Origin of the sequence: Segniliparus rotundus DSM 44985, from assembly GCF_000092825.1 — a bacterium.
Lineage (GTDB): Bacteria > Actinomycetota > Actinomycetes > Mycobacteriales > Mycobacteriaceae > Segniliparus > Segniliparus rotundus.
Genome location: NC_014168.1, coordinates 986,292 through 1,010,743, shown reverse-complemented (window position 1 = coordinate 1,010,743; position 24,452 = coordinate 986,292). Strand labels below are relative to the sequence as shown.

Sequence of the window (24,452 nt, the reverse complement as noted above, 5' to 3'; positions counted from 1 at the left end):
GTGCTGACCAGAAGGTTGCTAGGCTTCCCGCATGGCGGGATTCACGATCACCGATTACGATGAGGTCATCCCTGGCCTGGACCCAGGCGACCTTCCGGTCGACGCGAAGCTGATGCGCGAGATCCCAGGATCGGACCGTCCCGACTATGTTCTCGCCTTTTTGCAGAAGCCGCTGAAGTACCGCACCTCTGACACTGCGGTACTCGGGCGGGCTCAAGCGGAGTTCCTGGGCGAGGACGGGGATGGCGCTTTCGTCAGGATCTACGCGGTTGTGGTCGCCAGCAGGATCGCTGGCATGCAGCTTCACGAGGGCATGCGGGCTTTCCCCGTCAACATCGCGCTCGTCATCGACAACACTCTCTCGCAGGACGAGGAGGTCGATTTCAGTAAGCTCAAAGCAGCCGGGATCGTACTGGTGGACGACTGGCAGGACGAGGCCGCACCCGAGCCGAGCCATCGGGACACCACGTCCGAGGAGTCGTCGGAAAAGGTCGAACGGGCGACCAGGGCGACGGTCCTTCCGCTCGTGGTGCTCCTCGGAGGTTGGCTCGTCGCAGTGCTTCTCGGGCGCGCCTCGAACTACGCGTTGAGCGCCACCATCGCGTTCTTCACGCCCCCCGCAACCGTCTTGTCGTCCATCGTGCCCCTGCTTCGGGCTCTCGCTGCCAGGAAACATGCCACGAGCCGGGCGGAGAAGTGGAAGGTCAGGACCACTCTGGCCGTTTCGCTTGCGATCCTGGTGGGCGGCGGCGCGTTCTGCGTGTTCGTCATGGGCGTGCTGATCGCCTGGCAGAACGACCTTGTCAACGGCAGATGACCGGTAGCATCGAGGCGTGAGCGCCGCCGATTCTGCGCCGTCCCTTGGCGACGGGGTGCGGGTCGTCGTCGGCGGACAGACTTGGGACCTGCCGTACTCGGCGTATTTGAGCATCGAGCAGGCCCTGGTCCCGGTCAGCGAGATCCACGAGCCCCGCAAGGCGCGGATCAAGCTCGACGTCGCCAGCACGCCCGCCCTCCTCGTGATGGAATTCGGCGGCGGGAACGCCATGGTCCGCGTCACCCACGCCGGTTTCACCGTGGTCCACACCGTGGTGAAAGTGTTGGACAATGCGCATCCTGGCGTGTGGGAGATCGAGGTGCTCACCACTGGCGAATGGACACGGGTCGAGCAGGCATGAGTCTAACCACGCTATGGGTAGCTCGTGAATATTTATTCACCCCCTGGGGGGAGCCCCCCGGCGAAAACCCCGGAACCTAACCCGGCGCTGTTCCCGGTACCCCCCCGAACGCGCGGAGCCCTGATTGCGTGGGGCGATGTGAGGAGATTCGCGCCACGTTTTCAGGCGAGTTTGGCCCTTGGCGCACTGTGGCGCAAAGGGGTTTGTCGGCGCCAAAGCTCATACTCATGCGTATGAGCGAACACGATGGCAAGGGCCTGGTTTCCCGAGTTTGGCGGCGCAGGGGCATTCTGTGGCCGCGAAAGATTGTCCGCAAGCTCTTCGGGCAAGTCCAGATAGATGCTTCGGCAAGGGTGGGCGTGCGGACGCGGCGGTATTTCGCGTGGCTGACGGCGGGGATGGTTCTGCTCGGCTTGGTCTGCTCGACCGGGGCGTTGGTTCTCATGTTCAGTCTCCTGCTTTCGGGAGCTGGACGCCCTTGGTGGCTGCCCTTGGTGATCGCCGTTTACGCTGCGGGCGGATTCTTCTCTTTCTGGCAGGCTGCACGGGGGTTGAGCGTTTGCCGCAGGCTCGGCGCGGACAACCACCGTCGCCGCGCCGAGGCCGAGGCGCGGTGGCGGAAACGCCATCCCGGCAAGCCTTTCCGGCCGCACTACCTCGTGCATCTCGACGCTGAGGATGTCGCAGCGCTGGACGTGCAGCGCGGGGGCTCCGAATGGCTCGGCGGGTACAGCGTTGATGAGATGACCCGCCCGCAGCTGCGCGTGCTCGCGGCGCAAGCCACCTCCAAGGCTGAGAACAGGGAGCTCTGCGCGACCATCGCCACGTTAGCCCTCGGCGCGCTGGTCACGCCAGTGGCCCTGGTCGCATGGCGGCATTTCGTGAACGGCCCGGACCACATACGACACGGCTGGCTCGGCGTGGCCGAGTTCTTCCTCTATATAGACGGCGCGCCGTTAGCGCTCACCGCGCTGCTCGGCCTGAGCTGGAAGTACAGGCGGAAAGCGGCCCACAACCTGGAGGAGGCCAAAAGTTTCGCCGAATGGGCCGACAAAGCCGCAGAACAACGCCCGCGCCGCAGAACCGGCGCCCGCAGAGCCCTCGGTGCACAAAAACCGATCATTCACAAACGGACACGCCTCGCGCAATCCCTGCCACGACCGGCGCACCAGCCTCGGATCCCAAACACACCAGGGGTAGGGGGTCGGAATCGCTGGGGGCGATGACGCCGACCGCTCGGTCAGCCTTCCTCGCGTGGTGTCAGGTTTTCGGAAATTGTTGCCCATGCCATTGGTCGAAGGACGGCCCAGAGAGGGTGATGGGGCGGCGAGCGGGTCTTGACGCCCCTTTGTTTGGGTCTGTGAGACGAGTTTGTCGCGTCCGCGCTGTCACGCCGGGGTGCCGGGTGCCCGGTTCTTTGCGTTGAGCCATGCCTTTTGGGCTTCGCCTGGGCTGACTCCCAGCGTGGATGAGAGAGGGCCGAGGAGGTGTTCGGGGATTGGTCGCATGGCGCGTTCGAGTTCGCCGTAGCTGCTGGTGGAGATGCCGAGCGTTTTGGCGAGCTGAGGTTGGGTGAGTCCTGCGAGAATACGCAGGTCGGAAAGCTTGCGCTGGGTCTTGGGCACGCTCACCAGGGAGCTGATGGGCCGTTTGAGCACTGAGGCGATTTTGACCAGGGTGTCGATCTGCGGCGTGGTCTTGCCGTTCTCCCAGTCGCGGATGGTTTGGGCTGGGACTTGGGCGAGACGGGCGAGGTCCACAATCTCCAAACCGTTCTTGACGCGGATGCTCGCGAGCAGGTCGGGTCGGAATCCTCTGGTGACTCTGCGGGTCATCGCAGCGGGGCTTGGTCGCTGTCGAGCATGGGAACCGAGTCTTCTGAGCACGGTCCGCTTTGTCACAGAACTTCGTCATAGACCGTTCATCCATACGGTCTCAAATGTTCTTTCCCGCAGAGAGCCCACTCGATCATTTATGGGTGTCCAGAGTTGCCGCCGGATGGTTCTGGCGCTACACTCTTCGCAATACTCGCCAGCAACACCGAGGCAATGGTTCGGTGTGTCTCGGCACGGAATTACTGAAAGGTGCCGGATGGTCGTGTCGCCCCACGCGCCCTTAGAGGCAGTGCGTGGTTGCATCGTGCCCCTGGCCGTGCCGGGGGGCTGGTAGGAGCGTGGCGCGTCATCGCAGGGGCGGTAAGGGGTTCGACCCGTTGGGGCGTAGCAGCGTGCAGCGGTGGCATGACGCGCGTCTGCGGGAGCTGGAAGAGCAGGAGGAGGATCTGCGGGCCGAGGAGCAGCAGCGCGTGGTCGTGGCGCGGGCGACGGCGCACGGTGCCGCTATGGGCCAATCAGTTCCGGCTCGGCCTGCCGCGCCGTCTGCTGATTCGCCGCAGGGGGTCGGGCTCTCGCGCGCCGTGCGGGTTGTGGGGGCTTTAGCGGCGCAGTCCGGTTCTCATCCTGGGGTGGGTTGGGCTGCCGGGGTGTTCCAGGTGTGCGGGCAGGTGGTGTTGTTCGCGACGAGCAACGAGGGGTTGGGCCACATCCCTGCCGGGGTGCGGTGGGATCAGGCCGTGCGGCTGGTGTTCGACCCGTCCGCGCCGCTTGCGGACGCGATGGGCTGGCAGGGGCTCTGTAATCCCGCGCGGATCGTTGCGGGGCACTGCCTGCGCTTGGCCGAGTCCCGCAACGGCGGCGTGCAGCTCTTGGCGGTCGCGAGCAGCGAGCCGATAGGCGACCGTGTGGCGGAGTTCGTCGTAGCGCGGGGCGCCGCGCTCGCGGAGCGCGTGCCCCCGAGCGGGCAAGGCCAGTCGGGCGCGGGCGTGCATCGCGCGGAGGCAGTCTTGCCGGGAACGCTCGCCCAAGCCGCATCTCTGCATCCGTGGCAGCGCTGGAACGCGGCCAAGGCCCTGCTGCGAGACGCGGCCAGGCTGGGCGAGGTGGAGAAGAACTACCCGAAGCTCTCGGAGATGGTGCGCGGGTTCGAGGCCGGGTTCGGGGATTGGGGCTGGATCGGCCCCGTGCGGGAGTGGGCGCGGTTCCTCACTAGGGAAGCCCAGTCGCGCCGTGTCGCAGAGGAACGCCTCGGACCCGTCTCAGGCGGGCTGATGGACGAGGACACCGTGCTCCCCGCTGGCGGGGTCGCCGCCTACGCCGCCCCGTTCTACGCCGCCAGGGTGTGCGCCATCCTCGAAATCCTTTTGAGCGCCCATGCGGCAGACCGGACCCTGGACGCGGAAGAATTGGCCGACACAGCCTACGAGCACTACAGCGTCGCCCAAGACGCCGAATCGACCCGCGACGTCATCGGACGAGGCGCACGCGACGAATCAGAGCAATTGCAAGGAGGCTGGATCTGATGGAATTGGATGTGGACGAGGCGCGGGCGGGCGCGAAAGGGCTCATCGGCGTGGGCCAGTCCCTCGCCGGATTGGTCGGCAAAGTGTCGCTCTCGGAAAGCGTCGGGCAAGCGCTCCCAGGCTCGGACACCGCCACCGAGACCACGCAGGTAGAGCAGACGCTCAAACAACACCTCCAAGCCCAAGCCGACTGGCCCCCCAGAGTCGCCAAAGAAGTCCTCGACGCCGTCGCCACCATCACCGGCCAAGACGAGGCCAACGCCGCAGGACTGAAAATCGACACCAGCGGCGACCCACCCGGCCCAGAAGGCAAACCAAACGATGAACAGCCGCCCCCGGCCAATGAAACGCCTCCAGGCGATCAGCCGACACCAGACGGCCCGGTCTCTATCACAGGCCCGAACGGGCAAAAAATGCAGCTCAACCCCGATCAAGTGAAAAACGCGAAGGCCATAGTTGAAGAAGGCAAGAAACTAGGCGTCAGCAAAAAAGGGATCGAAATCGCATTGATGACCGCGCTAGACGAGGGCAAACTCCAGAATTACGGCAGTGTGAAGTTCCCCCAATCGCAACAGTACGCAGATAAGAATCCAGACGGCACACCGATCTTGGGCAGCGATCACAACTCCATCGGCATATTCCAGCAGCAGGTCGGAATATGGGGAGATGATATTCCGAACATGATGGACCCCCACACTGCCGCAGATCGCTTCTTCAAGGGGTACGTGCATCCTGACGGAAAGACCAATGCTGGGCTGAGTTCGGTGAACTATGAGTCAATGACCCCTTGGGCAGCGGCGCAAGCGGTCCAGGGGTCATTTGATTCGTCAGGTTCGAACTATAAGCAATGGTGGCAAGGCGCGGAAGACCTCGCCGGGCAACTGGGTGTCGGATGAATCCAATTTCGCACAAGGACTTTGACTTTTCAGGAGCGCTGAGCTATGCAGTACTTGTCTCGCTTGGCTTGGATGACCGAGTCGTCATTAGCCTGCCCCGAACCAGCAGTTTCGGCGTGGAGCGGCCACGAGTCCATAAGCAAATCACCCCTGTTGAGATTGCCCCCGTCCGACGTGCAGAAAAATGTCAGTTTCCCCGACCCACTGTCAGCGGAGTAGTCCGCAACAATTCCATCGCCCATCCGCCTCACTCCCGTGATGGTGAAGGTCGTTTTCGTCCCTGGATCGCTCGCGCCGTTATGGATAGTCCGAACACCATGCCCGGACTCATCGATGACCACGCCGCCCCCGTGGCCTTCCCAGTCCCCCGTGAACGCTCCTATCTCATTCGAGCTGGCAGCGGGTTCGGCATGAGCTGTAAGGGTGGCCGGGGCGCTCCTCTGGCAAGCCCCAAGCCCAGCCACGAATATCGTCACCACAGCGGCGGCGAAGAAGTTGCGTTTCATGATCGGATCCTCCGTCATAGTCAGGTTGATATGCAGAGTGTACCGATTCCGTCTGGTGTGAAACAGGGAGGCGAGTGATGGCGAGGCCGTCGAAGTCTGAGTTTGAGAAGTGGAACCCTGCGGGGTTGGGCCAGCAGGGGGACGCTTTGCGGTCGATGACGCAAACGGCGCAGAAGGACAGCGACGACGCGGAAGGCCGTGGGAAAGCGTTGGGCGAGCATATACGCGGCACATTCGGCACGGCGTTGGGCGAGCAGATGGGCGTGAACACGAAATCGTTGCGCGCCTTCTCCGAATCTTTGGCCGGGCTGGCCAATGCGTACACAAGCGGGGCGCAAAAACTGGCGCCCGCCGTCCAAGGGCTGCGAGATGTGCTGCAGGACGCGCAAAGCCAGGGCTTCACCGTCAGCGACGACTGGAAGCTCCAAGACACCCAACGCCCGAACATGCACCGCGCGCAAGCCCAAGAACAACTCCAGCCACGGCTCAGCAGCGCTCTGACAGCGCTCGACCAAGCCGACCACGAGACCATGGGCGACATCGCCAAAGCACGCCAAGCCCTCTACGAATCCCCCATGCCGCAGCTCGGCCTCGGACAAACCCCAAACCCGCAACAACCACCAGCGCAACCCGACCAGCCGCAGCCAGACGACAAACAGCATGACCAAGGCCAACCAGGCGACCATGTTCCAGGCGCGAACGCAAAACCAGGCGACCCCGGCTACGTGGTGCCCAAAGCTCCGGGCGATCCAGCGGATTACCCGTCCGAGCCGGGGTGGAAGTCGGATGTGCCCGGCGCGGATAACCCGCCAGGGTACCCGCCCACTGGCCCAGGGGCGCAAAGGGATCAGAACTGGAAAGACTATTTGGCGGGCAAGAACCCCGATGGCTCGCTGCGGCCGAAAGGTGAAATCCCTGCGGCTTACCCGAACCCGGAGTCAGTGAGCGACAAGGGGTTAAAGGTCATCGGCGCTGCCGCAAGGCAACAAGGCACTCGATACGTGTGGGGAGGCGGTGGGCCAAATGGGACGAGTCAACCAGGCACGCGCGACAGCTACACAGACAGGAACGGCGTCTTCCATCAAGGTTTTGGCGACTCACGCCATGATTACGAACATAAGGGCTTCGATTGCAGCGGATTGGCCGAGTATTCGGTCTTCCAGGCGACAGGTTATGACCCCGACCATAATAGCGGAGCCCAGCTCAGCAAGATAACCAGCGGCGCAAACCCTGCCGGGGTGGTTGTGCCACCATCTGAGGCGCAGCCTGGAGACCTTGTTTATTACGGACCGAAAGGGAGTGAACATGTGGCGATCTACATGGGTAACGGCGTGACGGTAGAGACAAATACGTCAGGAACTCCTGTGCATATGCAAACGAGGTCATCCCTTGATGATGGTCGCGGAATAACAGTTGTCCATCTCAAGTAGGTGGTCGGGGGCTACGCGGAGGCTCTTTGAGAGACTTTCTCGATCACACCGGATACGTGATCCGATCCTGATCCGGGATCAGATGATTCCACTTGAATCAAAACATTTTTAGCTCTGGCTATCTCGTCGTGCAGTTTGAGGGCAACGGAGTGTGTTTCGCTACTCGGAAAATTTGAGTGCCACTTCGCAGAAATTCCTGTAACCCCGTCAAGCGCGAACTCGTCGTCAGTCGCGCAAGACTTGAGTCCCCCTGCAATTCGAGAAAAAGCTTCTTCTGCTAGCTGCTCGCTTGGATACGCGACTACTATTAAACGGATATCGACATTCTGAGTAGCATCGTATTCTGTTGACCTGTAAGCAGACCAATCCTTACCCACAGAATAAACCGTTCCAATTGCCAATGCCTTGCCGCATGGCGTAATCGTTGGTTGCTCCTGCGAGTACGGTTTGTTCTCGGCGGGCTTTTGGTAGAAATATTTTGCAGGTTGGTCTGGACTCACGATCCTGTTGACTTCGTCCAAGCTGAGCAACAGTGTGTCGATTTTCTCTGCGGGGAACGCGCTTGGGGCGCTTGGCGCTGTGGTGGGGTCGGCGTGGGCTTGCGGGGCGCTGGCTCCTGTTGTGGTGCGGGCGCATGCGGGAGCGGCGAGCACGGCCAGGGCGAGGAGCGCGGCGGTTCGGGTTCGGGCCATAGTGGGAGTGTACGGCGTGGGGCTGTGCGGAAAGGTTGGGAGTGCGATGGTGGAGTTGCGGCGGCTTCAAGCGATCAAGAAGGCGACGGAGCCTTTGCAGGCTGGCGCGGACGGCGTAGAGGCTCCGGCGTTGCTCCTGTTCTATTTCGACCCCGCCGGGATGGTGGGAATCTCGGTCGGCAACCCGGACACGGCTTCACGGCTGGGGGTGTTCGTGCCGGACAAGCTGCCGCTCGTGAAAGGAGGGTTGGATTTTCGCCGCAACGTCGAACTCGCGGCCACCTTGCATGCGGCGGCTCGCACAGTGCTCGACCCAGCTGGGGAAGTGGCGGTATTGGTTCTGGAAAGCGACGATATCACTCCAGCCGCTGGCTTGCTTGGGAAAGAGCTGCGCGCCCTGCCGTTCACAAGGACGCGGCAAGACCAGCAGGTGACGCTCATCGGTCACGGCCTCGGACGCAAAGCGGTGATCGAAGCGGTGGAAGGATCGCAAGAGAGCTTGGCCGACCGCGCGGTGCTCATACAGAGCCTGAAGAACCCTAGCCCACGCCCGTCGCGCTACGAGGGGACGCAATGGCACCATATCCAGGAACCTCCAGGAGCAGGCCCCTATTGGCGACCCGACGACACGTCCTTACGCGCGGTCGCCGCGCTCATAGCCGGTCACTCGCCCGAAGCGTGACCGCGAGCAATAAGCTTATGAGCGCAACACACAAACTGCTACCAAGGCCGAGCAGGGGAAACGCTCTCAGATCGCCGTAGAGCCGCGAAACCGAGTTAGACAACCAAGAAACCGGACCCCATGAGCGGACGGCCCGTCCCATCATGGCATGCAGCGCAAGCCGTTCACCCCCACCGAGGCCGAGGCGATGGCCAGCGCGATAGAGGCGGCGCTGCGGCCCGTGGCCCAGGAGCGGAAGGCCCACGGCCAAACCGCACCTGGAAAACCGAAGGGGGAGAACGCTTGTGAAGATTCTGCACAAGCGTTACAGCCTGAGCCGAAGTCCCGTGAGGTCGCGGCGCAGGCGGTCGGCTACAGCCACGACACCATCAGCAAAGTCCGCAAGTTCAAGGACTTGGCCGACGACCCCGAAACGCCGGACGAGGTGCGCGAGGCCGCGCGCTGTTCGCTGGGGGAGATGGACACGACCGGATCGGTGGCGGGTCCGCACCACAGGGTGATGCGCGTGTTGGAGGCCGAGAGCGGATGACACTCGATTTGGGGGAATTTTTCCAAGGGGGGCGTTCGCCTATGCCGCCGAGGTGCGGAAGGGCTACCGTGGGGGGTATCCCCCCTGGGTGTTTCCACCAGAGAAATTTCTATTTCCGCAGGTCAGAGCGTTGCGTTGAAATGGGGGGTTGTTATTGTCGTCGTGAGCATTTGGGTTCAGGTGCGGTCTACGCCCATGCCCTCTCAGTGACGTACCGTCGTCTGAGGTCGGTGACAGTGGTGTCGCTCTTCGCCCTGTTGCAGTCCCTATGGGCTGCCTGCTTGTTCGCAAGGACATCAGCCGCCGCCCTGGCTCACGCCCACGATGCCGCCGAGGTACGGGAAGGGTGGTCGTAGAGCATCCCCCGTGAGGCTGATTCAGCGCGTCGATGTTCATCCGGGCCATGCGTGGCTCTCTGCGCTCAATTGTCATCAGGCTAGGTTGAGCGAAGGATGCAGCCTTATAGGCGTATCTCTCTCAGTACGCAACAAGTACGCAGCAGCACCGTAAAACTCTAAGCCAAGACAACGCCACCAACTTGCAAGATTGCAGCTAGACACCCCTCCCCCATAAACACCGTCTCCCACAAACGCCCTGGTAGAACTACCAACGGAACTTCACGGACGACAAAGGCCCCGGTCTGCTGCACGATCTCATAGGGCCATTCTCTCGCGACGGCAAACAGCAGTCGAATGATTTTCCCGTTCATGAACGGCGACGCACGCAAAGACGCCGCTCGGGCACGCCGCCGGTCTCCCTCGGCCCAGGCGCCCCTACATCCCGGGCCGCACCACGCTGAAACTGTCCCGATACATCGCGCGCAGCTCCCCCGCCTGCGGGTCTGCGCTCTCGTCGTAGCCAGCCTGCGCGGGGTCCACACTCGCCACAGAGATGAGGTCGAAACCAGGGTCCAGGGCGGTTTGCGCGACGAGCTCCAAGAGCGCGCTGGCGCGGCGCGCATGGTTCGCCGACGTGACGACGACCAGTTGCGAGGGTTTGAGCGAACGCAGAATGCTCGCGCTGTTGAGGGCGTTCTGCACTGTGCTCGCAGAGCGGTCCTCTTTGTGGACCCGCGCGGGGTCCACGCCTTGGCCGACAAGCCAGTCCGCCATCGCGTCGGCCTCGGTCAGGCCGTTCTGCGGCTTGCCGCCGGTGACGATGATCGAAGCCTCTGGGTCGGCCAATGCCAGATCCAGCGTTTTCTTCAACCGCTCGAGGAGCACCTGCGGCATGGACCCGTCTGGGCGCAGCCCTGCGCCGAGCGTGACAATCGTCGTCGCCGCGCCGCGCAAGGAGTCCGCCGCTGGCACCTCTTCGCTCAGCGGCGCGGACGCTTGGGACTGGATCGCCGTGAGCATCCGGTCCAGATCGACGCCCCGAGCCGGGTCTGCCGTTTCCAGTTGGCTCTTGTACAGGTCCACGTCGTCCGTGTCGCCGAGGCCTTGCTGGCTGAGGAACGTGGACCAACCCGCGAGGTACATCAACGCGTTCGCGTCCTGCGGCGCGGCCTCGACAATGCCCCGGTAGTCCTGCACCGCTTGCGCCACATTGCCCGCGCTGAGCTCGGCAGACGCGGCCGAGTACAGCGAGCCCTGGTCCTGCTGGGCGATGGCGGGCTCTGGCTGGGGGTCCGAGCACTCGCCGTCGGCGTCGTCGTCCTCGCTGTACTGCGACTGCGGGTCTGCGCACGACGGGTCGACGCCTTGCACAGGGCTTGCCTCAGCGGCGCCCGCGACGGCGAACGCGGACAACAGCAGCGCAAGGGCGCACGCGGCCAAGGACGATGTGCGCCTGACGTGTGTTGCCAAAAATCCTCCTCGGAAATACGGTCACAGAAAGATTACGGTTTTGTGGAGAACCTGTCTACTGGTGCGGAGCGCAGATCGCTTGGCTCGGGCCGCAGAGGAAGATCCGGCAGGTCAATGCTCCGACTGCGAAGTCTCGCCCAACGCCGCCGGAGGCCGGAGCTTGCTCGCGCCGAGCGCGAGGACCATCAAAGTCAACATATGCGGCAAATAGTCGGTGAACTCGTTGGGCAACGCCGAGGTGCACCAGTACAGGCACCAGAGTCCGGCGGCGATCGCCGCTGTCACGAGGCCAGCTACGCGCTGGCCTCGTGACAGCCGAACAGCGGCGAGGGCCGCCAACGCCAAAACAGCGCCGTACAAGAAGGCCCCGACCACCCAGCCAGGGGTGGCCAGGCGCAAACCGTCGGCGTAGCCGAAAAGGGCGCACGCGCCGAGCAAACCGCCAGGGCGCCAGTTCCCGAAGATCATCGCGGCGAGGCCGATGTAGCCCCGGCCCCCGGTCTGCCCTTCGCTGTAGCCGATCTGCCCCGGCGCGACCACGAGCGCCGCACCGCCGAGGCCCGCCATGGCTCCGGAGACCAACAGCGCCGTGTACTGGCACAACCGCACCTTGACGCCGAGCGAGGCGGCAGCGGCGGGATTTTCCCCGCAGCTGCGCAACCGGAGGCCGAACCGGGTCCGCCACAACAGCCAGAAGCTCAACGGAACCAAGGCGAGGCCGCCGACCGTGAGCGCCGAGAGCCCGCTGGCCGCCCCGCCGAGGACGCCGGCGAGATCGCTCACCAGGAACCAATGCCGCTCGGCGAGCGATTGGCACCAGCGCGGCAGAAACGGCACGTCGAACGAGCGCAGCGTCTGCACCGGGGGCGACTCGCGCGGATTCTTCGACAGCGGGAAGAAAACGAGGTTCGCGAGGTATTTGGCGACACCCGCGCCGAGCAAGTTGACCGCCACGCCGGAAACGATGTGGTTCACCCGGAATGTGACGGTGGCGAGCGCGTGCAGCGCTCCCCCCGCCGCGCCGAAAACCGCTGCGGCCAACAGACCGAACAGCGGCCCGAACTGCAACGAGCCCCATGCAGCGCCCCAGGAGCCCAGAATCATCATGCCCTCAAGCCCGATATTGACGACGCCGGAACGCTCCGCCCACAGGCCGCCCAGAGCGGCGAGAGCGATCGGGATGGCGAGGGCCAGCCCGGTTCGGACGACTCCAGGGCTGGTCAGATCATACGCATGGGTCAACGCCGTCGTCACCGAGACCAGCAGCAGCGCCGCGCTGACCGGCAGCGCCCACCGGAACGTTTTTGCGCTCACGCGGCTCCCCCGACAGCGGTCCGCGCGCGGCGCTGGGCCTGCGCCGCCTCGAACCGCCGGGTCAGCTCGTGCGCGATCACCACGGCCAGCACCGCCGTCCCCTGCAAGATCAACACGATTTCTTTCGGCACCGACACCGCGTCCAACGCCACAGCTGACTTGTCCAAAAACGCCCAGAGGAGCGCCCCGGCGACCACGCCGACCGGATGGCCTCGGCCGATCAACGCGACCGCGACCCCGGCGAACCCGTACCCAGCGGTCGAGGTGACCAGGTAGCTGTGGTCGCGGCTGGTGAGCTCCGGCAGCGCGGCGAGCCCGGCGACAGCCCCGGAGAGCGCCATCGCCGCGACGGTCGTCCGTTTCGCGTCCACCCCGCCCGCGCGCGCGGCGGTTCCCGACTCGCCGCTGGCGAGGAGCTCAAAGCCGAACCGCGTGCGTGAGAGCGTCACCCAGTACCCTGCGGCGACGACGAGCGCCAAGAGGGAAAGCCCGAAGATCTTCCCGAAGCCGAAGCTGAAACTGCCGACCGCGCCATCGGGCGGCATCGCCTTGGTGCCGATGTTGTTGCCGTTGAGCACACCCCAACCCTGCTCGCCCGCCATATACGCCACAATCCCGACGGCCACCGCGTTGAGCATGATCGAGCTAATCACCTCGTGCACCCCTCGGAACACTTTCAACAGGGCGGGAATGGCGGCGTACGCCCCGCCGACCGCCATCGCGACCAGCACGACGAGCACGACGCGCGTGCCCGGCGGCGCTGGCAGCTCAGCCCCGGCGACCGCGGCGGTCACCGCGGCCACCCGGTACTGCCCTTCGACGCCGATGTTGAACAAACCCATCGCAAAGCCGAACGAGGCCGCGAACGCGGTGAGCGCGTACGCGGCGGCGGCGTTCACGATGTCGCACAGGACCGCCTGGTCCTGGAGCTGGCGCAGCATCGTCTCCGCCACCAGAACCGGGTTTTTCCCACTGGCCAGAAGGATCGCAGCGGCAAGGGACACGGCCAACAGCGCCGCCGCGGACGGGGCGCGCATGGCGGCGAGCCCCGCCCGCACGCGGCTGCTCATACCGCTCCTCCGGTCATGGCTGCGCCGAGCTCGCCCGCGGTGACCGTCCTCGGGTCCGCCTCAGCGACGATCCGCCCGCTGTGCAGCACGACGATCCGGTCGCACAGCGCGAGCAGCTCGTCGAGGTCCGCGGAGATCAGCAGCACAGCCAGTCCCCCGGCTTTCGCCTCGCGGAGCTTGCCCCAGAGCAAGCTTTGCGCCCCAACGTCCACGCCTCGGGTCGGCTGCGCCGCGACAAGCAGCACAGGATCGCCCGACAACTCCCTGCCCATGATGAACTTCTGCTGGTTGCCGCCGGAAAGCGCGCCGATCGGCGTCGCGACCCCCGGAGCGCGCACGTCGAAAGACACACGGATGTCCTCAGCCTGCGCCTTGGCTTCGCCGATGGCGAGCCATTGCCGACGGGCCAGGCGCGATTGGAACCCAAGGACCCGGTTGCGCCAAAGGCTTTGCCGCAACAGCAGCGAATGCCGGTGCCGGTCCTCGGCGACATACCCGACGCCCGCTGCGCGCCGCCGCAGAACCGAGCGCCCCGCAAGCGCGCGCATATCGCCGGATCGGTCGCGCAACTCCAATGTGCCGCCGCAGGCCTGGCGCATCCCCAGGACCACTTCGGCGAGCGCTGTCTGGCCGTTGCCCTCCACGCCCGCGACGCCGAGGATCTCACCTTCTCGGACGGTCAGATCCACCTCGGCGAGCTCAGGCCGCCCGCCCTCCCCCGCGACCGAGACCCCGGCGAGCCGCAACACCGGCTCGCCCGGCTCCCTGACCGCCTCACGCCTGGCGAGGTCTGGGATCGACCCAACAATAAGTTCGGCCAGCTGACTGTTCGTCACAGTCTTCGGGTCGACGGTGGCGATGGTCCTGCCTCGTCGGATCACCGTCACCATGTCCGCCACGGCCCGCACCTCACCGAGCTTGTGCGAGATGAACAGGAAGGTGTAGCCCTGCGCCCGCATCGCGCGCAGCACCGAGAAAAGCGCGTCCGCCTCAGCGGGGGCGAGCACGGCGGTGGGCTCGTCGAGGATGATGATGCGAGCGCCCCGGTAGAGGACTTTGAGGATCTCCACCCGTTGCCGGTCGGCCACGCCAAGCTCGCTGACGCGCGCGTCGACGTCGACTGCTAAGCCGGAACGCTGCGCGAGGGAGCGCAGGGCCGACCGCGCCTTCGCGCCAATACCATGCAGCGACTCCGCGCCGAGCACAACATTTTCGAGGACAGTGAGGTTCTCCGCGAGCATGAAATGCTGGTGCACCATGCCGATCCCGGCTTGGATGGCCTGCGCCGGGGAGTGGAACGCGACTTCCTCGCCGCGCACTGCGATGGTCCCCTCGTCCGGCTTGACCATGCCGTAGAGGATTTTCATCAACGTGGACTTGCCCGCACCGTTCTCTCCGCAGATCGCGTGCACATGCCCGGTCTGCACGGTGAGCGCGACCGAGTCGTTCGCGACCACGCCGGGGTAACGTTTGACGACGCCGGTGAGCTGGAGCGCGACCGGGCTCATTCGCGCAGTTCCGAACGGGTGGCGGCGACATGGATCTGCCCGGCGACGATGGCTCTGCGATATGCGGCGAGCACCGGCTGGAGCTCGTCGATCCCGCCACCGGAAGTCGCCAGGCCCACCCCGCCGAGCGCGAGGTCGAACCGCTTCGGGAAAGCGGCGAGCTGCCCGAGCGCCACCGCGCGCAAATAATCGAAGACAGCGACGTCCACGCGCTTGACCACGGAGGTGAGGACGCTGAACCGGGCTTCGCCCAAGTTCTGTTGCTCATGCTGGTCGGAGTCGACGCCAATGGCGAGCTTTCCTGCCGCGGCCACCGCCTGGATGACCCCCTTCCCGGAGGCTCCTGCGGCCTGGTAGATCACATCCGCGCCGCGCAACAGTTCGCCGTTCGCGGTGATGCGGCCCTTCGCCGGATCTTGGAACCCAGCGTTGTCGCCCGCCGGGGACAAATATTTGCGCTCGATGGCGATCCTTGGCGCCGCGGCCCGCGCGCCTTGGACGAAACCCGCTTCGAATTTGTGGATGAGCGGGTTGTCCACCCCGCCGACGAACCCGACATGGCAGGTCTTGCTTGTATAGGCGGCGACCACTCCGGCGAGAAAAGAAGCTTGCTCCTCGGCGAATTCGACCGATGTGACATTCGGCCCTGGGACTGCGGCGTCGATGATCGCGAAATGCGTGTCCGGGAACTGCTGCGCGACCGTCTGCAACCCAGGGGCGTACGCGAAGCCGACCGCGATGATCGAGGTGTAGCCGTCTTGTGCCAGGCGGGCCAAGCGGGCCTCTTTGTCCGATTCGGCCTCGCCAGCGCTGGGCGAGCGCTCTGCCCGGTTCTCCGGGCGCAGCCGCAGCTGTTCGACGGCCCGGTCCAGGCCTGCGGCTGCGGCGTCGTTGAACGAGGTGTCGCCCCGCCCGCCGATATCGAACGCGAGCCCCACTTTCAAGCGGCTTCCGTCCGCAGGTTCTTGCGCGACGACCGTTTCGGGCGCATCCAGCTGGGAGGAAGGGGGCGCAGCAAGCGTGCAGGGCGCAGCTCTCCCATCCGCTCCTTGTGGCGCGGGCTTCACACAACTGGACGAGACGAGCACAAGCGACACCGCGACGACGCCGCGCAGAGTCCCCCCGCCTTTCATCTCACGCGTTCGCGATCCACCCGGCCATTTTGCGCGCGTGGCCGGGCGCGGGAGTTGCGGCGCTGACGAGATCGCGAGTCCACTCGCCAGGCTCCTCCAGCCCGTCCACAGCCGCGACCAAGGCTTTCGCCGTCGCCATGTCCCGAACCACATTGTCGCCGAGAACACCGTCTTTGCCGACCAAAGTGACGCGCACACCGGCTTGGCCGATGTTCTGAAGCAGGACATTGCCGGAGCCGCCGTGGGCGGCCAAGAAAGAGCGGACGGATTTCACAGCGGCGGCAGGCGCCTTTTTCACCGCTGTGGCGGGCTTGCGCTTCTTCTCGGGTGCTTTTTTGTCTGTCTCATTTTTTTGGGCGGGCTCAGCCTTGGGGGCCTCCGCTTTCGCGGGCTCAGCCTTGGGAGCCTCCGCTTTCGCGGGCTCAGCTTTGGCGGGCTCCGCTTTGGCGGACTCAGCAGTCTTGGGGGCCTCCGCCTTGGCGGGCTCCGCAGCCGCCGCCGACTTCTTCGCCCCAGGACGCTTCGCAGGCCCCGCAATGCCCAAACCGACAGTCGGCTTCGCCGCAGTGGGAGCAGCAGGAGCCTCCGCTTTCGCGGGCTCAGCCGCCTTGGGAGCCTCCGCTTTCGCGGGCTCAGCCGCCTTGGGAGCCTCCGCCTTCGCGGGCTCAGCCGCCTTGGGAGCCTCCGCCTTCGCGGGCTCAGCGGCCTTGGGAGCCTCCGCCTTGGCAGGCTCCGCAGCCGCCGCCGACTTCTTCGCCCCAGGACGCTTCGCAGGCCCCGCAATGCCCAAACCGACAGTCGGCTTCGCCGCAGTGGGAGCGTCCTTCTTGGCTTCCTCGGCTGGAGTTTCGCTCATGTTGGAGAATGTACCGCATGGGTACCATGAGCGCGATAGAAGTCACTGAGAACGGCGGCCCAGCAGTCCTCGTGGCTGCCGAAACAGCCATTCCAGAACCAGGAGCGGGCCAAGTCCTCGTCAAAGTCGAGGCGGCAGGAGTGAACTTCATCGACACCTACCAGCGCTCCGGCTTGTACCAGGTGCCGTTGCCGTTCACCCCCGGCAATGAGGGCGCGGGGACCGTGGTCTCGGTCGGCGCGGGCGCGACTGAGTTTTCTGTGGGCGAGCGGGTGGCGTGGACCGGCGCTCTCGGCGGATACGCGCAGTACGCGGCAGTGCCGGAGCGCACTATCGTGCGTCTGCCCGAAAGCATCGACTTCGCGACTGCGGCCGCTGCCCTGCTCAAAGGCCTCACCGCGCACTACCTGCTCTGGTCCAGCTACGACGCGCAGCCGGGCGACAGCGTGCTGGTCCACGCCGGAGCGGGCGGGGTCGGCCTCATTCTCACGCAGTGGGCGACGGCGAAAGGAGTCCGCGTCATCACCACAGCGGGCACGCGAGAGAAGGCCGAACTGTCCCGGCAAGCCGGAGCCGCGCATGTGCTGAGCTACGAGGAGGACATCGCGGCAAGGGTGCGCGAACTCACCGGAGGCGAGGGCGCTGCCGCTGTCTATGACGGGGTCGGCAAGACGACATTCGAGGCGAGCCTGGCAGCGACCCGTATCCGGGGCTTCGTCGTGCTTTTCGGAGCGGCGAGCGGCCCCGTGCCCCCGTTCGAACTGCAACGGCTCAACGCTGGCGGCTCGCTGTTCATCACCCGGCCCAACCTCGCGCATCACCTCCGCGACCGGGCAGAGACGAATTGGCGTTCCGGCGCGCTCTTCTCGGCGATCGAGCGCGGCGTGGTGCAGATCAACGTGACCGGGCGCTACCCGTTGGCGGAAGCGGCACGGGCGCACCGCGACCTTGAAGGACGGCAAACAACCGGATCGGTGGTCCTGATCCCCTGAGGAGCGCAAAGCGCTCCCCTGCGGCCCTGAACAAGGCTTTCTCCGCTGACGAGGGCCGGGGGTCCGCCCTCGTCACGCCCCCGGCAAGGGGAGGGAGCGGCCGAATGGAAGGAGGAGAGCCGCTACGAGGAGGGGAGCAAGTGCTCCTCAAAAAAGCGGAACACTCGCTCCCACGCGTCTTCGGCCGATTGATGCTCGTACCCGAAACCAGCGACTCTGGCCAGTGTGCCGACCGGCTCCGGAAATTGATTGGCGAACGAGTGCCCTGCGTCGGGGTACACCTTCACATCGTGCGGAACGCCGTGCCGGGCAAGTGCTCGCTCCAACACGGTCCCGGCCTTCTTGCCGAGAAGGGGATCGCGCCCGCCAAGGCTCGCCACCACCGGGCAGGCGCGTTCGAGCAACTCCTCGAAACCTTTGGGAAGCTTGCCCCGGATCATGTTGGACGGGTAGAACGGCGCGGACACGTCGAACTGCTCGCGAGGGGCGAACAGCAGGGCGAACCCACCGCCGAGGCAGAATCCGGTGATCGCCGTGCGCCCAGTGCACCGGGGATCGGCGGCCAGGGCTGCGCGCAACGCGGCGATGTCGTCGAACGCGCTCCCCCTGCCGGACAGCATCGCGCGAACCGTTCCCACCAAGCATTTGCTCTTGCCGCCTCTCGCGTACAGGTCGGGCAGTGCCACGAGGTATCCCTGATCGGCGACTTTCTGCGCGATTCTGCGCAAATCAGCCACCGGGCCGCTGATGTCATGGATCATGACCACGCCAGGAACGGGGCCGTGCGGCGGGTTGTGCGGGGTGAACAATTCGACGGAGATCGGGCCGGCCGGAGCCTGCACGTCGATGGTGGATGATGCTGACGCCATGCGGCAATGCTCCTTCGAGTGGACCGGCTCCCCGTGTCAGAAGCCACAATACCCCGGCAAGAACCAGCAACGCGGCAGCGGTCATGAGGAAACCTGCGCCGCCAGAACCCGTGCGAACCACTCCGAAAGGACAGGCCGCACCCGACCGCGCCACCATGACGAGCCACGTCATGGGCACTCCTGCGAAACGGACGATCAGCTCCCCTGCCGGCTCCCACAGCACAGCCGCCGCCGCGCCGGAACAACCAAGGACAGTGACCAAGCCTATGACTGGCTCGACCAGGACGTTCGCGATCAAACCGACCAGGCTGACCTCGCCGGTGAGCATGGCGACGACCGGTGCTGTGGCCATATGCGCCGCGGCTGCGGCTGCGAGCATCCCCGCGAGCGCGGGCGGGGCTCCCCGGGCCGCCAACATTTTCTGCCACCGCGGGGCGAGGCGCACGAGCGCGCCAGTTGCGAGGACGGAGAGAACGAACCCGTAGTCCAGTGCCAACGCGGGATCGAAGAGCAGCAACACGACGACGGCCAGGCCGAGGGCATGCGCTGGTTGCGCGCGCCTGCCCGCGTACAACGCGAACAGGGCCAACGCGCCCATCACTGCTGCGCGCAAGACGCTCGGCGATGGCCGCACCAGCAGGACGAGGCCGATCAGCACGGCAAAAGCGACGACCGAAGCCAACCGAGGCCCTGCGCCGAGCACTCGCAGCAGGAGCAGCACCGCGCCGAGCACAATCGCGAAATTCGCGCCGGACACCACCATCAGATGGGTCAGACCCGCGTTTCGGAACTCGTCTTTGAGCTTTCCGGAAATCCGCGAAGTGTCGCCAAACACGACGGCTGGCAGCACCATGGACTCGTCCTCGGGCAGCGTTCGCTCGCAGAGAACGACGAATCGACGGCGCAGCCCCCCGGTCGTCGTGGCCGCCCATGACGCCGGGCCGACCGCTTGCGGCGGGCCGACTGCGGACAACGACGCGGCAGTGAGGTCATGGCGCCGCGGCGGCGACGCCTTCGCCGCAAAGGTGACGCTCTGCCATGGGGCCAGGTTCTCGTACGCTCCCCTCGGGGCGAGCACAACCACAGAAGCCCCGGTCCAGGGCGAGCGCAGCTCACCAGGGATGAGGACGCGATTCCCCCGGATCGGACGGGGATCATCGGTCGTCCACACTGTGACAAGCAGTCCGCCGTGCTCCGGCGCCCCTATGAGCGCACCGCGGGCGAGCTGCGAGAGCGGATGGTCCGCTCTGGCGTGTTCGCGCTCGGCGGCCACCGCAGCGGAGACCGCGAGAAGAGCCAACGTGACAAGGCACCAGCGCGGGAGGCGAGCGTGGAGAGCGGGGAACCGAACAGCCAAAGCCGCAAGAGCGAGCATCGACACGGCGCCGAGCGCCGAGACGGCGGCCCCCGTCTGCCAGCCGAGCGCGAGGGTCAGCGCAGCGCCCGCCCACACCCCGAGAGGAGGGCCGATCACACGCGCAGGTAGGGACGGAGCTTCTGCAACCTTCTCGCGCCGACCTGTTTGACCTTGGCCAGCTCGTCGAGGTTTCGGATGCGCCCGTGCGCCGCGCGGTATTGCACGATGGCGCGGGCGATGCTTTTGCCGACGCCCGGCACGATGTCGAGCTCTGCCTCAGTGGCAGTGTTGACGTCCGTCTGTTTGCTTCGAGACGGCGCAGCCCCGCCAGCGCTCCCCCCGGCGCAGTCGCACCGACTCGAAGCGGGGGCGCGAGTCGCCGCAGGAACTGGCCCAGGACGCGGGGCAGACGAGGCTTTGGGCGCAGGCGGGACGGGAGTCACCGAAGTCACAGCTGCCCCCACCACCACCTGGTCGCCGTCCTGCAATCGCTGCGCGAAGTTCAACTCCGCGGCTTCCGCGTCGGGGTTCAGGCCGCCTGCGGCTTCTACAGCGTCGGCCACTCTGGCCCCGGGCGCCAACCGGGCCAGTCCGGGCTGCCGGACCGCTCCGACGACGCTCACCACGATTTCACGGGCCTGCGCCGCCGCCGTGGTCGGCTCGGTCGCTTGTGTCGGCGGCGGAACAACGCTCGGCAACGCCGGATACGCGGCTGCCTTCGGGCCCTCCCTCGTGGCGTCGAACAGCGTGAACGCCAACGCGAGGACGCCGACAGCGCACAGCGCGGCGGCGGCTGCGACACGCCCCGACCACCATTGCTCCCCATGTTTCCAGCGCGAGCGCCTGGGCTCTTCGAATCCGTCGTCGTAGAAATCCGTCTCATCGAACGCGTCGTGTTTGCTCATGGCTTCGACGCTAGGGGCTCAGGACGGGCGTTCTTCGCCGTCAGAACGAACAGTGGAGAACGAATTCCTGTTATCCACAGGCGAATCGACCGGTTTGGGCGGGAGCAATGCTCACGACGAGGGCTCCTGTCCCCAAGTGCGCGCCGAGGACCCGGTTGGCCGGGGCGATGTCAACCTCGCCTGCCAACTGCAGTTCGCCCGACAACGCGGCGGCGAGTTCGCCCGCTTGCTCGGCGGCCTGCTGATGCCGCACAGCCACCAATGCGCCTGACTCGCCGAAACGCGCGCGGGCGAGCTCCACGATCTTGCCGCGGGCGCGGTCGCGTGTGCGGGCGCGGTCCGCGATCTGCAACTTTCCGTCCGAGAGCCGCAACACGGCGCGGATCGAAAGCGCGGTGCCGACCAACCATGCCGCGCGCGGTATCCGTCCGCTGCGCCGCAACCAGTCCAATGTGTCCACGAAGCCCCAGGTGCCTGTCGCGGCGGCTGTCGCGCGAGCTGCTTCGGCGACCTCCTCGCGCCCTGCCCCGAACGCGGCCGCGCGGGCGGCGGCGAGGGCGGCGAAACCCACGCCCATCGCCGCTTGTTGCGAGTCCACGACCAGCACCCCCCCATTCGAGCGCGCGGCGGCGGCCTGCGCTGCGGCGGCGGTCGCCGACAAAGCACCGGAGAGATGGACCGCGACCACGCCGTCGCCCGAACTCGCCGCGAGCGCCTGCGCGTAGAGCGCGGCGAGCTCTCCCTCGTTCGCGGCGGCAGTGGACAGATCTGGCCGCGACAACCAGTCCTCGCCCAAACTGGCGTCGTCCTCGGGAACGTCACGCCCGTCCAGCAACAGGTGCAGACTGGCTTGGCGCAGTCCGTTGGCACGGAGCTGCTCCGGGCTCAAGCAGCACGAGGAGTCGGTGACCACCTGCACGGTCATCAGGCGCCCCCCGCGAGCGCGGTTTCCGGCGGTTGTTCCCCGCGAAGCGCCCGCAGCATTGCAGCGGCCACCCGCTCATGCCCTTCAAAGCCCCAATGGATTCCATCGGGGTTGCCCCGTCCGGCGAACACATGCTCTTCGACGGCGGCTTTGAGGTCCACAACGCGAAGCCGGTGGCTCCTCGCCCAGTCCGAGAGCGCCGCCGCGGTCTTGGGCCTGCCCCGGTGCGCCCTCGCGTAGCTCGGCGCGCAATGCACAGACGGCAGAGTCGCGACGACCTGCAGATCGGGCCGAAGGGCGGCGACCGAAGAGCGGATTCGCTCCTGGTAATGGACGGTGAGCCCAGCGGGCAGGGCGATCGGCCAGCCGATGGGCGCGAGCTTGGGCTGCGCCCACTGATACGCCTCGCGCACCCGGCGGCGCAGCCGCGGCGGACGGATGTAGCGCATCGACTCGCGCAGGGCGGTCGGCAACGGCGACGGCAAGCTGTCCATGCCGCACACGGCGATCACCAGCGCGCCCGCCTTGGGCAGCGCAGCCCAGGCGCGGGGGTCTTTCATCAGCGCCCAATACGCTTCTCTGCTGGTCCAGCCGATTTGCGCGACCAATTCGAGCTGCCAGCCGAGCTCTGCCGCCACAAGGTTCGGCCAGATGCGCGGGTCGTCTGAGGCGAGTGCGCCGTTCGGGCCGTAGTAGGCCAACGAATCAGCGAGGACCAGCAACGTCTGCCGCGTCTTAGACATTGTCGGCCGAAGCAGAACGCGGGTCGTTCGCCGGCGACTGGTTCGCCGCGACGCGCAGCCAGCGCCCTTCCTCTGGGTTCCAGCGCATTTCGTGCCACGCCCCATTGTCCAGGCCCCGCACCTGCATCCACTCGGCGGCCGGCAGGCCCAGCAGCGCGGCGGTGAGCCCGCCGATCACACCGGCGTGCGCGACGAGCACCACTGGGCGCTGCGATTCCTCGCCCCAAGGCGCGAACTGTTCTTTCAGCTCGTTGACCAGCTCTAAGGCGCGGGCTCCCACTTGGAGTCGGGTTTCGCCGCCGGGAGGCGCGTAACTGGGGTCCGAGCGCCATTGCCGCACCGCGCCGGGGTGGGCCTGCTCGACCTCTTCCGGTGTGCGCCCTTCCCATTCGCCGAGATCGGTCTCCCGAAGTCGCGCGTCCACACGCGAAGACAGGCCGCTGGCCTCGGCCAACGCTTGCGCTGTCTGGTTCGCCCGGATCAGGTCGGAGGTGACGATCAGCAGCGGCGCGCGCCGCGCGAGCTGCTCGGCCGACCGCGCCGCTTGCTCCCTGCCGGTCGCGTTGAGTTCGGGGTTCAGGTGCCCTTGCATGCGTCCGCTGAAATTGAAGTCGGTCTGACCGTGGCGCAGCAGGATCAAAGTCCGTTCGCTCATGCTTGCCCGGTGCCCTCCTCCTGCGGGGCCGTCGGGGCGGTGTGGCTTGCGAACGCGACCTTCGGGCAGTCTTTCCACAACCGGTCGAGGCTGTAGAACTCGCGCTCCTCCAGGTGCTGGACGTGCACCACGACGTCGACCGCGTCGAGCAGCGCCCACCGGCCAGATCGCTCGCCTTCGCGGCGCACCGCCTTGTGCCCGGCGAGGCGCAGCGCGTCTTCCACCGCTTCGACCACGGCGTTCACATGGCGCTCGTTGGGGGCTGAGGCGAGGACGAAACAATCGGTGATCGCCAGCCGTTCGGAGACGTCGATAATCACCACATCGCTCGCGAGCTTGTCTTCGGCGGCCGCGGCCGCGACCCTCGCGAGCTCGATAGCCTCTGGTCTGGCCGTCATTTCATATCCTCTCGAGCTCGATACAGCTGATGTTTGCCGATGTATTGGACCACGCCGTCGGGAACGAGGTACCAGATCGGGCGGCCCTCCCGCGCGCGCCGCCTGCAGTCTGTCGAGGAGATCGCGAGCGCGGGCACCTCCACGAGGCTCACCGACCCTTGCGGGAGCTGGGAGAGCCGGTCGCCGAGAGCGGCCAAGGACAACTCGTAACCGGGTCGGGAGACGCCGACGAACTTCGCGAGCTCGAACAGCTCCTCCCAACGCTGCCAGGTCAGGATATTCGCGAGCGCGTCCGCCCCGGTGATGAAGAAGATCTCCGCCTCAGGGCTGCGGGCGCGCAAATCACGAAGGGTGTCGATGGTGTAGGTGTCGCCGGGACGGTCGATGTCGACCCGGCTCACGGAGAAGTCGGGGTTGGCGGCGGTGGCGACCACCGCCATGAGGTAGCGGTGCTCGGCCTCGGTGACCTCGCGGCCCGCTGTCTTCTGCCACGGCCTGCCGCTGGGCACGAAGAGCACCTCGTCGAGGCCGAACAGGTCCGCCACCTCGCTCGCCGCGACCAGGTGGCCGTGGTGGATCGGGTCGAAGGTGCCGCCCATGACGCCAAGCCGAGGCACGCGGTGGGGCCCAGACGTCGACGGCATTGCG

At 66.1% G+C, this 24,452-nt stretch carries 26 protein-coding genes; 9 read left to right on the top strand and 17 right to left on the bottom strand.

The genetic code is table 11. From position 1 onward, the window contains the following. The first annotated feature begins 31 nt into the window (after positions 1–31). The 3 genes from SROT_RS05180 to SROT_RS05170 all read left to right on the top strand — a co-directional run bounded on the left by SROT_RS05180 (position 32) and on the right by SROT_RS05170 (position 2,404). Positions 32–817 (top strand): hypothetical protein, encoded by a 786-nt coding sequence (locus SROT_RS05180; RefSeq protein ID WP_013137960.1) that lies wholly within the window; start codon positions 32–34, stop codon positions 815–817. Positions 818–833: 16 nt separating this feature from the next. Then, a complete protein-coding gene (locus tag SROT_RS05175; protein ID WP_013137959.1) occupies positions 834–1,178 on the top strand; it encodes a hypothetical protein in 345 nt (114 codons plus the stop codon). Positions 1,179–1,411: 233 nt separating this feature from the next. Then, the gene (locus SROT_RS05170) at positions 1,412–2,404 is read left to right on the top strand and encodes a hypothetical protein (protein ID WP_013137958.1); all 993 of its coding nucleotides are present in this window, start codon (positions 1,412–1,414) and stop codon (positions 2,402–2,404) included. Positions 2,405–2,566: 162 nt separating this feature from the next. On the opposite strand, the gene SROT_RS05165 is transcribed toward SROT_RS05170, so the two are convergent. Next, a complete protein-coding gene (locus tag SROT_RS05165; protein ID WP_013137957.1) occupies positions 2,567–3,013 on the bottom strand; it encodes a helix-turn-helix domain-containing protein in 447 nt (148 codons plus the stop codon). Positions 3,014–3,351: 338 nt separating this feature from the next. Between SROT_RS05165 and SROT_RS05160 the strand changes: the two genes are divergently transcribed. Then, complete coding sequence (locus SROT_RS05160; RefSeq protein ID WP_148223353.1) at positions 3,352–4,536, top strand: type VI secretion system baseplate subunit TssK; 1,185 nt, start codon at positions 3,352–3,354, stop codon at positions 4,534–4,536. A gap of 11 nt (positions 4,537–4,547) precedes the next feature. Then, the gene (locus tag SROT_RS05155) at positions 4,548–5,432 is read left to right on the top strand and encodes a hypothetical protein (RefSeq protein WP_148223352.1); all 885 of its coding nucleotides are present in this window, start codon (positions 4,548–4,550) and stop codon (positions 5,430–5,432) included. Positions 5,433–5,461: 29 nt separating this feature from the next. On the opposite strand, the gene SROT_RS05150 is transcribed toward SROT_RS05155, so the two are convergent. Then, the gene (locus SROT_RS05150) at positions 5,462–5,956 is read right to left on the bottom strand and encodes a hypothetical protein (protein WP_041406963.1); all 495 of its coding nucleotides are present in this window, start codon (positions 5,954–5,956) and stop codon (positions 5,462–5,464) included. A 137-nt stretch (positions 5,957–6,093) separates the two neighbouring features. Between SROT_RS05150 and SROT_RS05145 the strand changes: the two genes are divergently transcribed. Then, complete coding sequence (locus SROT_RS05145) at positions 6,094–7,368, top strand: C40 family peptidase (protein ID WP_245535365.1); 1,275 nt, start codon at positions 6,094–6,096, stop codon at positions 7,366–7,368. A gap of 11 nt (positions 7,369–7,379) precedes the next feature. On the opposite strand, the gene SROT_RS15985 is transcribed toward SROT_RS05145, so the two are convergent. Continuing rightward, positions 7,380–8,060: a sensor domain-containing protein gene (locus tag SROT_RS15985; protein ID WP_013137952.1), complete on the bottom strand. Its 681-nt coding sequence runs from the start codon at positions 8,058–8,060 to the stop codon at positions 7,380–7,382. Between the two features lie 46 nt (positions 8,061–8,106). On the opposite strand from SROT_RS15985, the gene SROT_RS05140 reads away from it, so the two are divergent. Then, the gene (locus SROT_RS05140) at positions 8,107–8,742 is read left to right on the top strand and encodes an alpha/beta hydrolase family protein (protein WP_013137951.1); all 636 of its coding nucleotides are present in this window, start codon (positions 8,107–8,109) and stop codon (positions 8,740–8,742) included. A 148-nt stretch (positions 8,743–8,890) separates the two neighbouring features. Continuing rightward, positions 8,891–9,271 (top strand): chromosome partitioning protein ParB, encoded by a 381-nt coding sequence (locus tag SROT_RS05135; RefSeq protein ID WP_013137950.1) that lies wholly within the window; start codon positions 8,891–8,893, stop codon positions 9,269–9,271. Positions 9,272–10,044: 773 nt separating this feature from the next. Here the strand turns inward: SROT_RS05135 and SROT_RS05130 are convergent. From SROT_RS05130 to SROT_RS17415, 6 genes are all read right to left on the bottom strand, one after another. Next, positions 10,045–11,079, bottom strand: a complete 1,035-nt coding sequence (locus SROT_RS05130; RefSeq protein ID WP_013137949.1) for a YdcF family protein — start codon at positions 11,077–11,079, stop codon at positions 10,045–10,047. A 111-nt stretch (positions 11,080–11,190) separates the two neighbouring features. Next, the gene (locus tag SROT_RS05125; RefSeq protein WP_013137948.1) at positions 11,191–12,393 is read right to left on the bottom strand and encodes an ABC transporter permease; all 1,203 of its coding nucleotides are present in this window, start codon (positions 12,391–12,393) and stop codon (positions 11,191–11,193) included. Then, a complete protein-coding gene (locus tag SROT_RS05120; protein WP_013137947.1) occupies positions 12,390–13,463 on the bottom strand; it encodes an ABC transporter permease in 1,074 nt (357 codons plus the stop codon). The genes SROT_RS05125 and SROT_RS05120 overlap by 4 nt, the downstream gene beginning before the upstream one ends. Next, complete coding sequence (locus SROT_RS05115; RefSeq protein ID WP_013137946.1) at positions 13,460–14,971, bottom strand: ABC transporter ATP-binding protein; 1,512 nt, start codon at positions 14,969–14,971, stop codon at positions 13,460–13,462. Before SROT_RS05115 ends, SROT_RS05120 begins: the two co-directional genes overlap by 4 nt. Further along, a complete protein-coding gene (locus tag SROT_RS05110) occupies positions 14,968–15,909 on the bottom strand; it encodes a BMP family lipoprotein (protein ID WP_245535387.1) in 942 nt (313 codons plus the stop codon). Before SROT_RS05110 ends, SROT_RS05115 begins: the two co-directional genes overlap by 4 nt. Before the next feature lie 196 nt (positions 15,910–16,105). After that, entirely contained in the window at positions 16,106–16,402 is a 297-nt protein-coding gene (locus SROT_RS17415) for a hypothetical protein (protein WP_041407690.1), read from the bottom strand. Positions 16,403–16,986: 584 nt separating this feature from the next. On the opposite strand from SROT_RS17415, the gene SROT_RS05100 reads away from it, so the two are divergent. After that, a complete protein-coding gene (locus tag SROT_RS05100; RefSeq protein WP_013137943.1) occupies positions 16,987–17,952 on the top strand; it encodes a quinone oxidoreductase family protein in 966 nt (321 codons plus the stop codon). A 122-nt stretch (positions 17,953–18,074) separates the two neighbouring features. Here the strand turns inward: SROT_RS05100 and SROT_RS05095 are convergent, their stop codons facing one another. From SROT_RS05095 to nadD, 8 genes are all read right to left on the bottom strand, one after another. Further along, positions 18,075–18,821 carry a dienelactone hydrolase family protein gene (locus tag SROT_RS05095; RefSeq protein WP_013137942.1) on the bottom strand — a complete coding sequence of 249 codons (747 nt, stop codon included), beginning with the start codon at positions 18,819–18,821 and terminating at the stop codon, positions 18,075–18,077. Continuing rightward, complete coding sequence (locus tag SROT_RS15975) at positions 18,703–20,295, bottom strand: ComEC/Rec2 family competence protein (RefSeq protein WP_013137941.1); 1,593 nt, start codon at positions 20,293–20,295, stop codon at positions 18,703–18,705. Before SROT_RS15975 ends, SROT_RS05095 begins: the two co-directional genes overlap by 119 nt. Further along, positions 20,292–21,083, bottom strand: coding sequence for a ComEA family DNA-binding protein (locus SROT_RS05085; RefSeq protein WP_013137940.1), 792 nt, complete (start codon positions 21,081–21,083; stop codon positions 20,292–20,294). Before SROT_RS05085 ends, SROT_RS15975 begins: the two co-directional genes overlap by 4 nt. A gap of 70 nt (positions 21,084–21,153) precedes the next feature. After that, positions 21,154–22,008, bottom strand: coding sequence for a DegV family protein (locus SROT_RS05080; RefSeq protein WP_013137939.1), 855 nt, complete (start codon positions 22,006–22,008; stop codon positions 21,154–21,156). Beyond that, a complete protein-coding gene (octT, locus tag SROT_RS05075) occupies positions 22,008–22,751 on the bottom strand; it encodes a diglucosylglycerate octanoyltransferase (protein WP_013137938.1) in 744 nt (247 codons plus the stop codon). The genes SROT_RS05080 and octT overlap by 1 nt, the downstream gene beginning before the upstream one ends. Then, positions 22,744–23,406 carry a histidine phosphatase family protein gene (locus SROT_RS05070; RefSeq protein WP_013137937.1) on the bottom strand — a complete coding sequence of 221 codons (663 nt, stop codon included), beginning with the start codon at positions 23,404–23,406 and terminating at the stop codon, positions 22,744–22,746. The genes octT and SROT_RS05070 overlap by 8 nt, the downstream gene beginning before the upstream one ends. Continuing rightward, entirely contained in the window at positions 23,403–23,804 is a 402-nt protein-coding gene (gene rsfS, locus SROT_RS05065) for a ribosome silencing factor (RefSeq protein WP_013137936.1), read from the bottom strand. The genes SROT_RS05070 and rsfS overlap by 4 nt, the downstream gene beginning before the upstream one ends. After that, the gene (gene nadD, locus SROT_RS05060) at positions 23,801–24,448 is read right to left on the bottom strand and encodes a nicotinate-nucleotide adenylyltransferase (RefSeq protein ID WP_083777832.1); all 648 of its coding nucleotides are present in this window, start codon (positions 24,446–24,448) and stop codon (positions 23,801–23,803) included. Before nadD ends, rsfS begins: the two co-directional genes overlap by 4 nt. Positions 24,449–24,452 lie beyond the last annotated feature (4 nt).

Excerpts from the sequence above, each read along its gene's own strand:
- SROT_RS05080 (WP_013137939.1), bottom strand. The coding sequence starts at position 22,008 with ATGACCGTGCAGGTGGTCACCGACTCCTCGTGCTGCTTGAGCCCGGAG.
- SROT_RS05120 (WP_013137947.1), bottom strand. The coding sequence starts at position 13,463 with ATGAGCAGCCGCGTGCGGGCGGGGCTCGCCGCCATGCGCGCCCCGTCC.
- SROT_RS05180 (WP_013137960.1), top strand. The coding sequence starts at position 32 with ATGGCGGGATTCACGATCACCGATTACGATGAGGTCATCCCTGGCCTG.
- SROT_RS05070 (WP_013137937.1), bottom strand. The coding sequence starts at position 23,406 with ATGAGCGAACGGACTTTGATCCTGCTGCGCCACGGTCAGACCGACTTC.
- nadD (WP_083777832.1), bottom strand. The coding sequence starts at position 24,448 with ATGCCGTCGACGTCTGGGCCCCACCGCGTGCCTCGGCTTGGCGTCATG.
- SROT_RS05095 (WP_013137942.1), bottom strand. The coding sequence starts at position 18,821 with ATGGCGTCAGCATCATCCACCATCGACGTGCAGGCTCCGGCCGGCCCG.
- SROT_RS05100 (WP_013137943.1), top strand. The coding sequence starts at position 16,987 with ATGAGCGCGATAGAAGTCACTGAGAACGGCGGCCCAGCAGTCCTCGTG.
- SROT_RS05135 (WP_013137950.1), top strand. The coding sequence starts at position 8,891 with ATGCAGCGCAAGCCGTTCACCCCCACCGAGGCCGAGGCGATGGCCAGC.
- SROT_RS15985 (WP_013137952.1), bottom strand. The coding sequence starts at position 8,060 with ATGGCCCGAACCCGAACCGCCGCGCTCCTCGCCCTGGCCGTGCTCGCC.
- rsfS (WP_013137936.1), bottom strand. The coding sequence starts at position 23,804 with ATGACGGCCAGACCAGAGGCTATCGAGCTCGCGAGGGTCGCGGCCGCG.
- SROT_RS05165 (WP_013137957.1), bottom strand. The coding sequence starts at position 3,013 with ATGACCCGCAGAGTCACCAGAGGATTCCGACCCGACCTGCTCGCGAGC.
- SROT_RS05150 (WP_041406963.1), bottom strand. The coding sequence starts at position 5,956 with ATGACGGAGGATCCGATCATGAAACGCAACTTCTTCGCCGCCGCTGTG.
- SROT_RS05115 (WP_013137946.1), bottom strand. The coding sequence starts at position 14,971 with ATGAGCCCGGTCGCGCTCCAGCTCACCGGCGTCGTCAAACGTTACCCC.
- SROT_RS05145 (WP_245535365.1), top strand. The coding sequence starts at position 6,094 with ATGACGCAAACGGCGCAGAAGGACAGCGACGACGCGGAAGGCCGTGGG.
- SROT_RS05170 (WP_013137958.1), top strand. The coding sequence starts at position 1,412 with ATGAGCGAACACGATGGCAAGGGCCTGGTTTCCCGAGTTTGGCGGCGC.
- SROT_RS05140 (WP_013137951.1), top strand. The coding sequence starts at position 8,107 with ATGGTGGAGTTGCGGCGGCTTCAAGCGATCAAGAAGGCGACGGAGCCT.
- SROT_RS05085 (WP_013137940.1), bottom strand. The coding sequence starts at position 21,083 with ATGAGCAAACACGACGCGTTCGATGAGACGGATTTCTACGACGACGGA.
- octT (WP_013137938.1), bottom strand. The coding sequence starts at position 22,751 with ATGTCTAAGACGCGGCAGACGTTGCTGGTCCTCGCTGATTCGTTGGCC.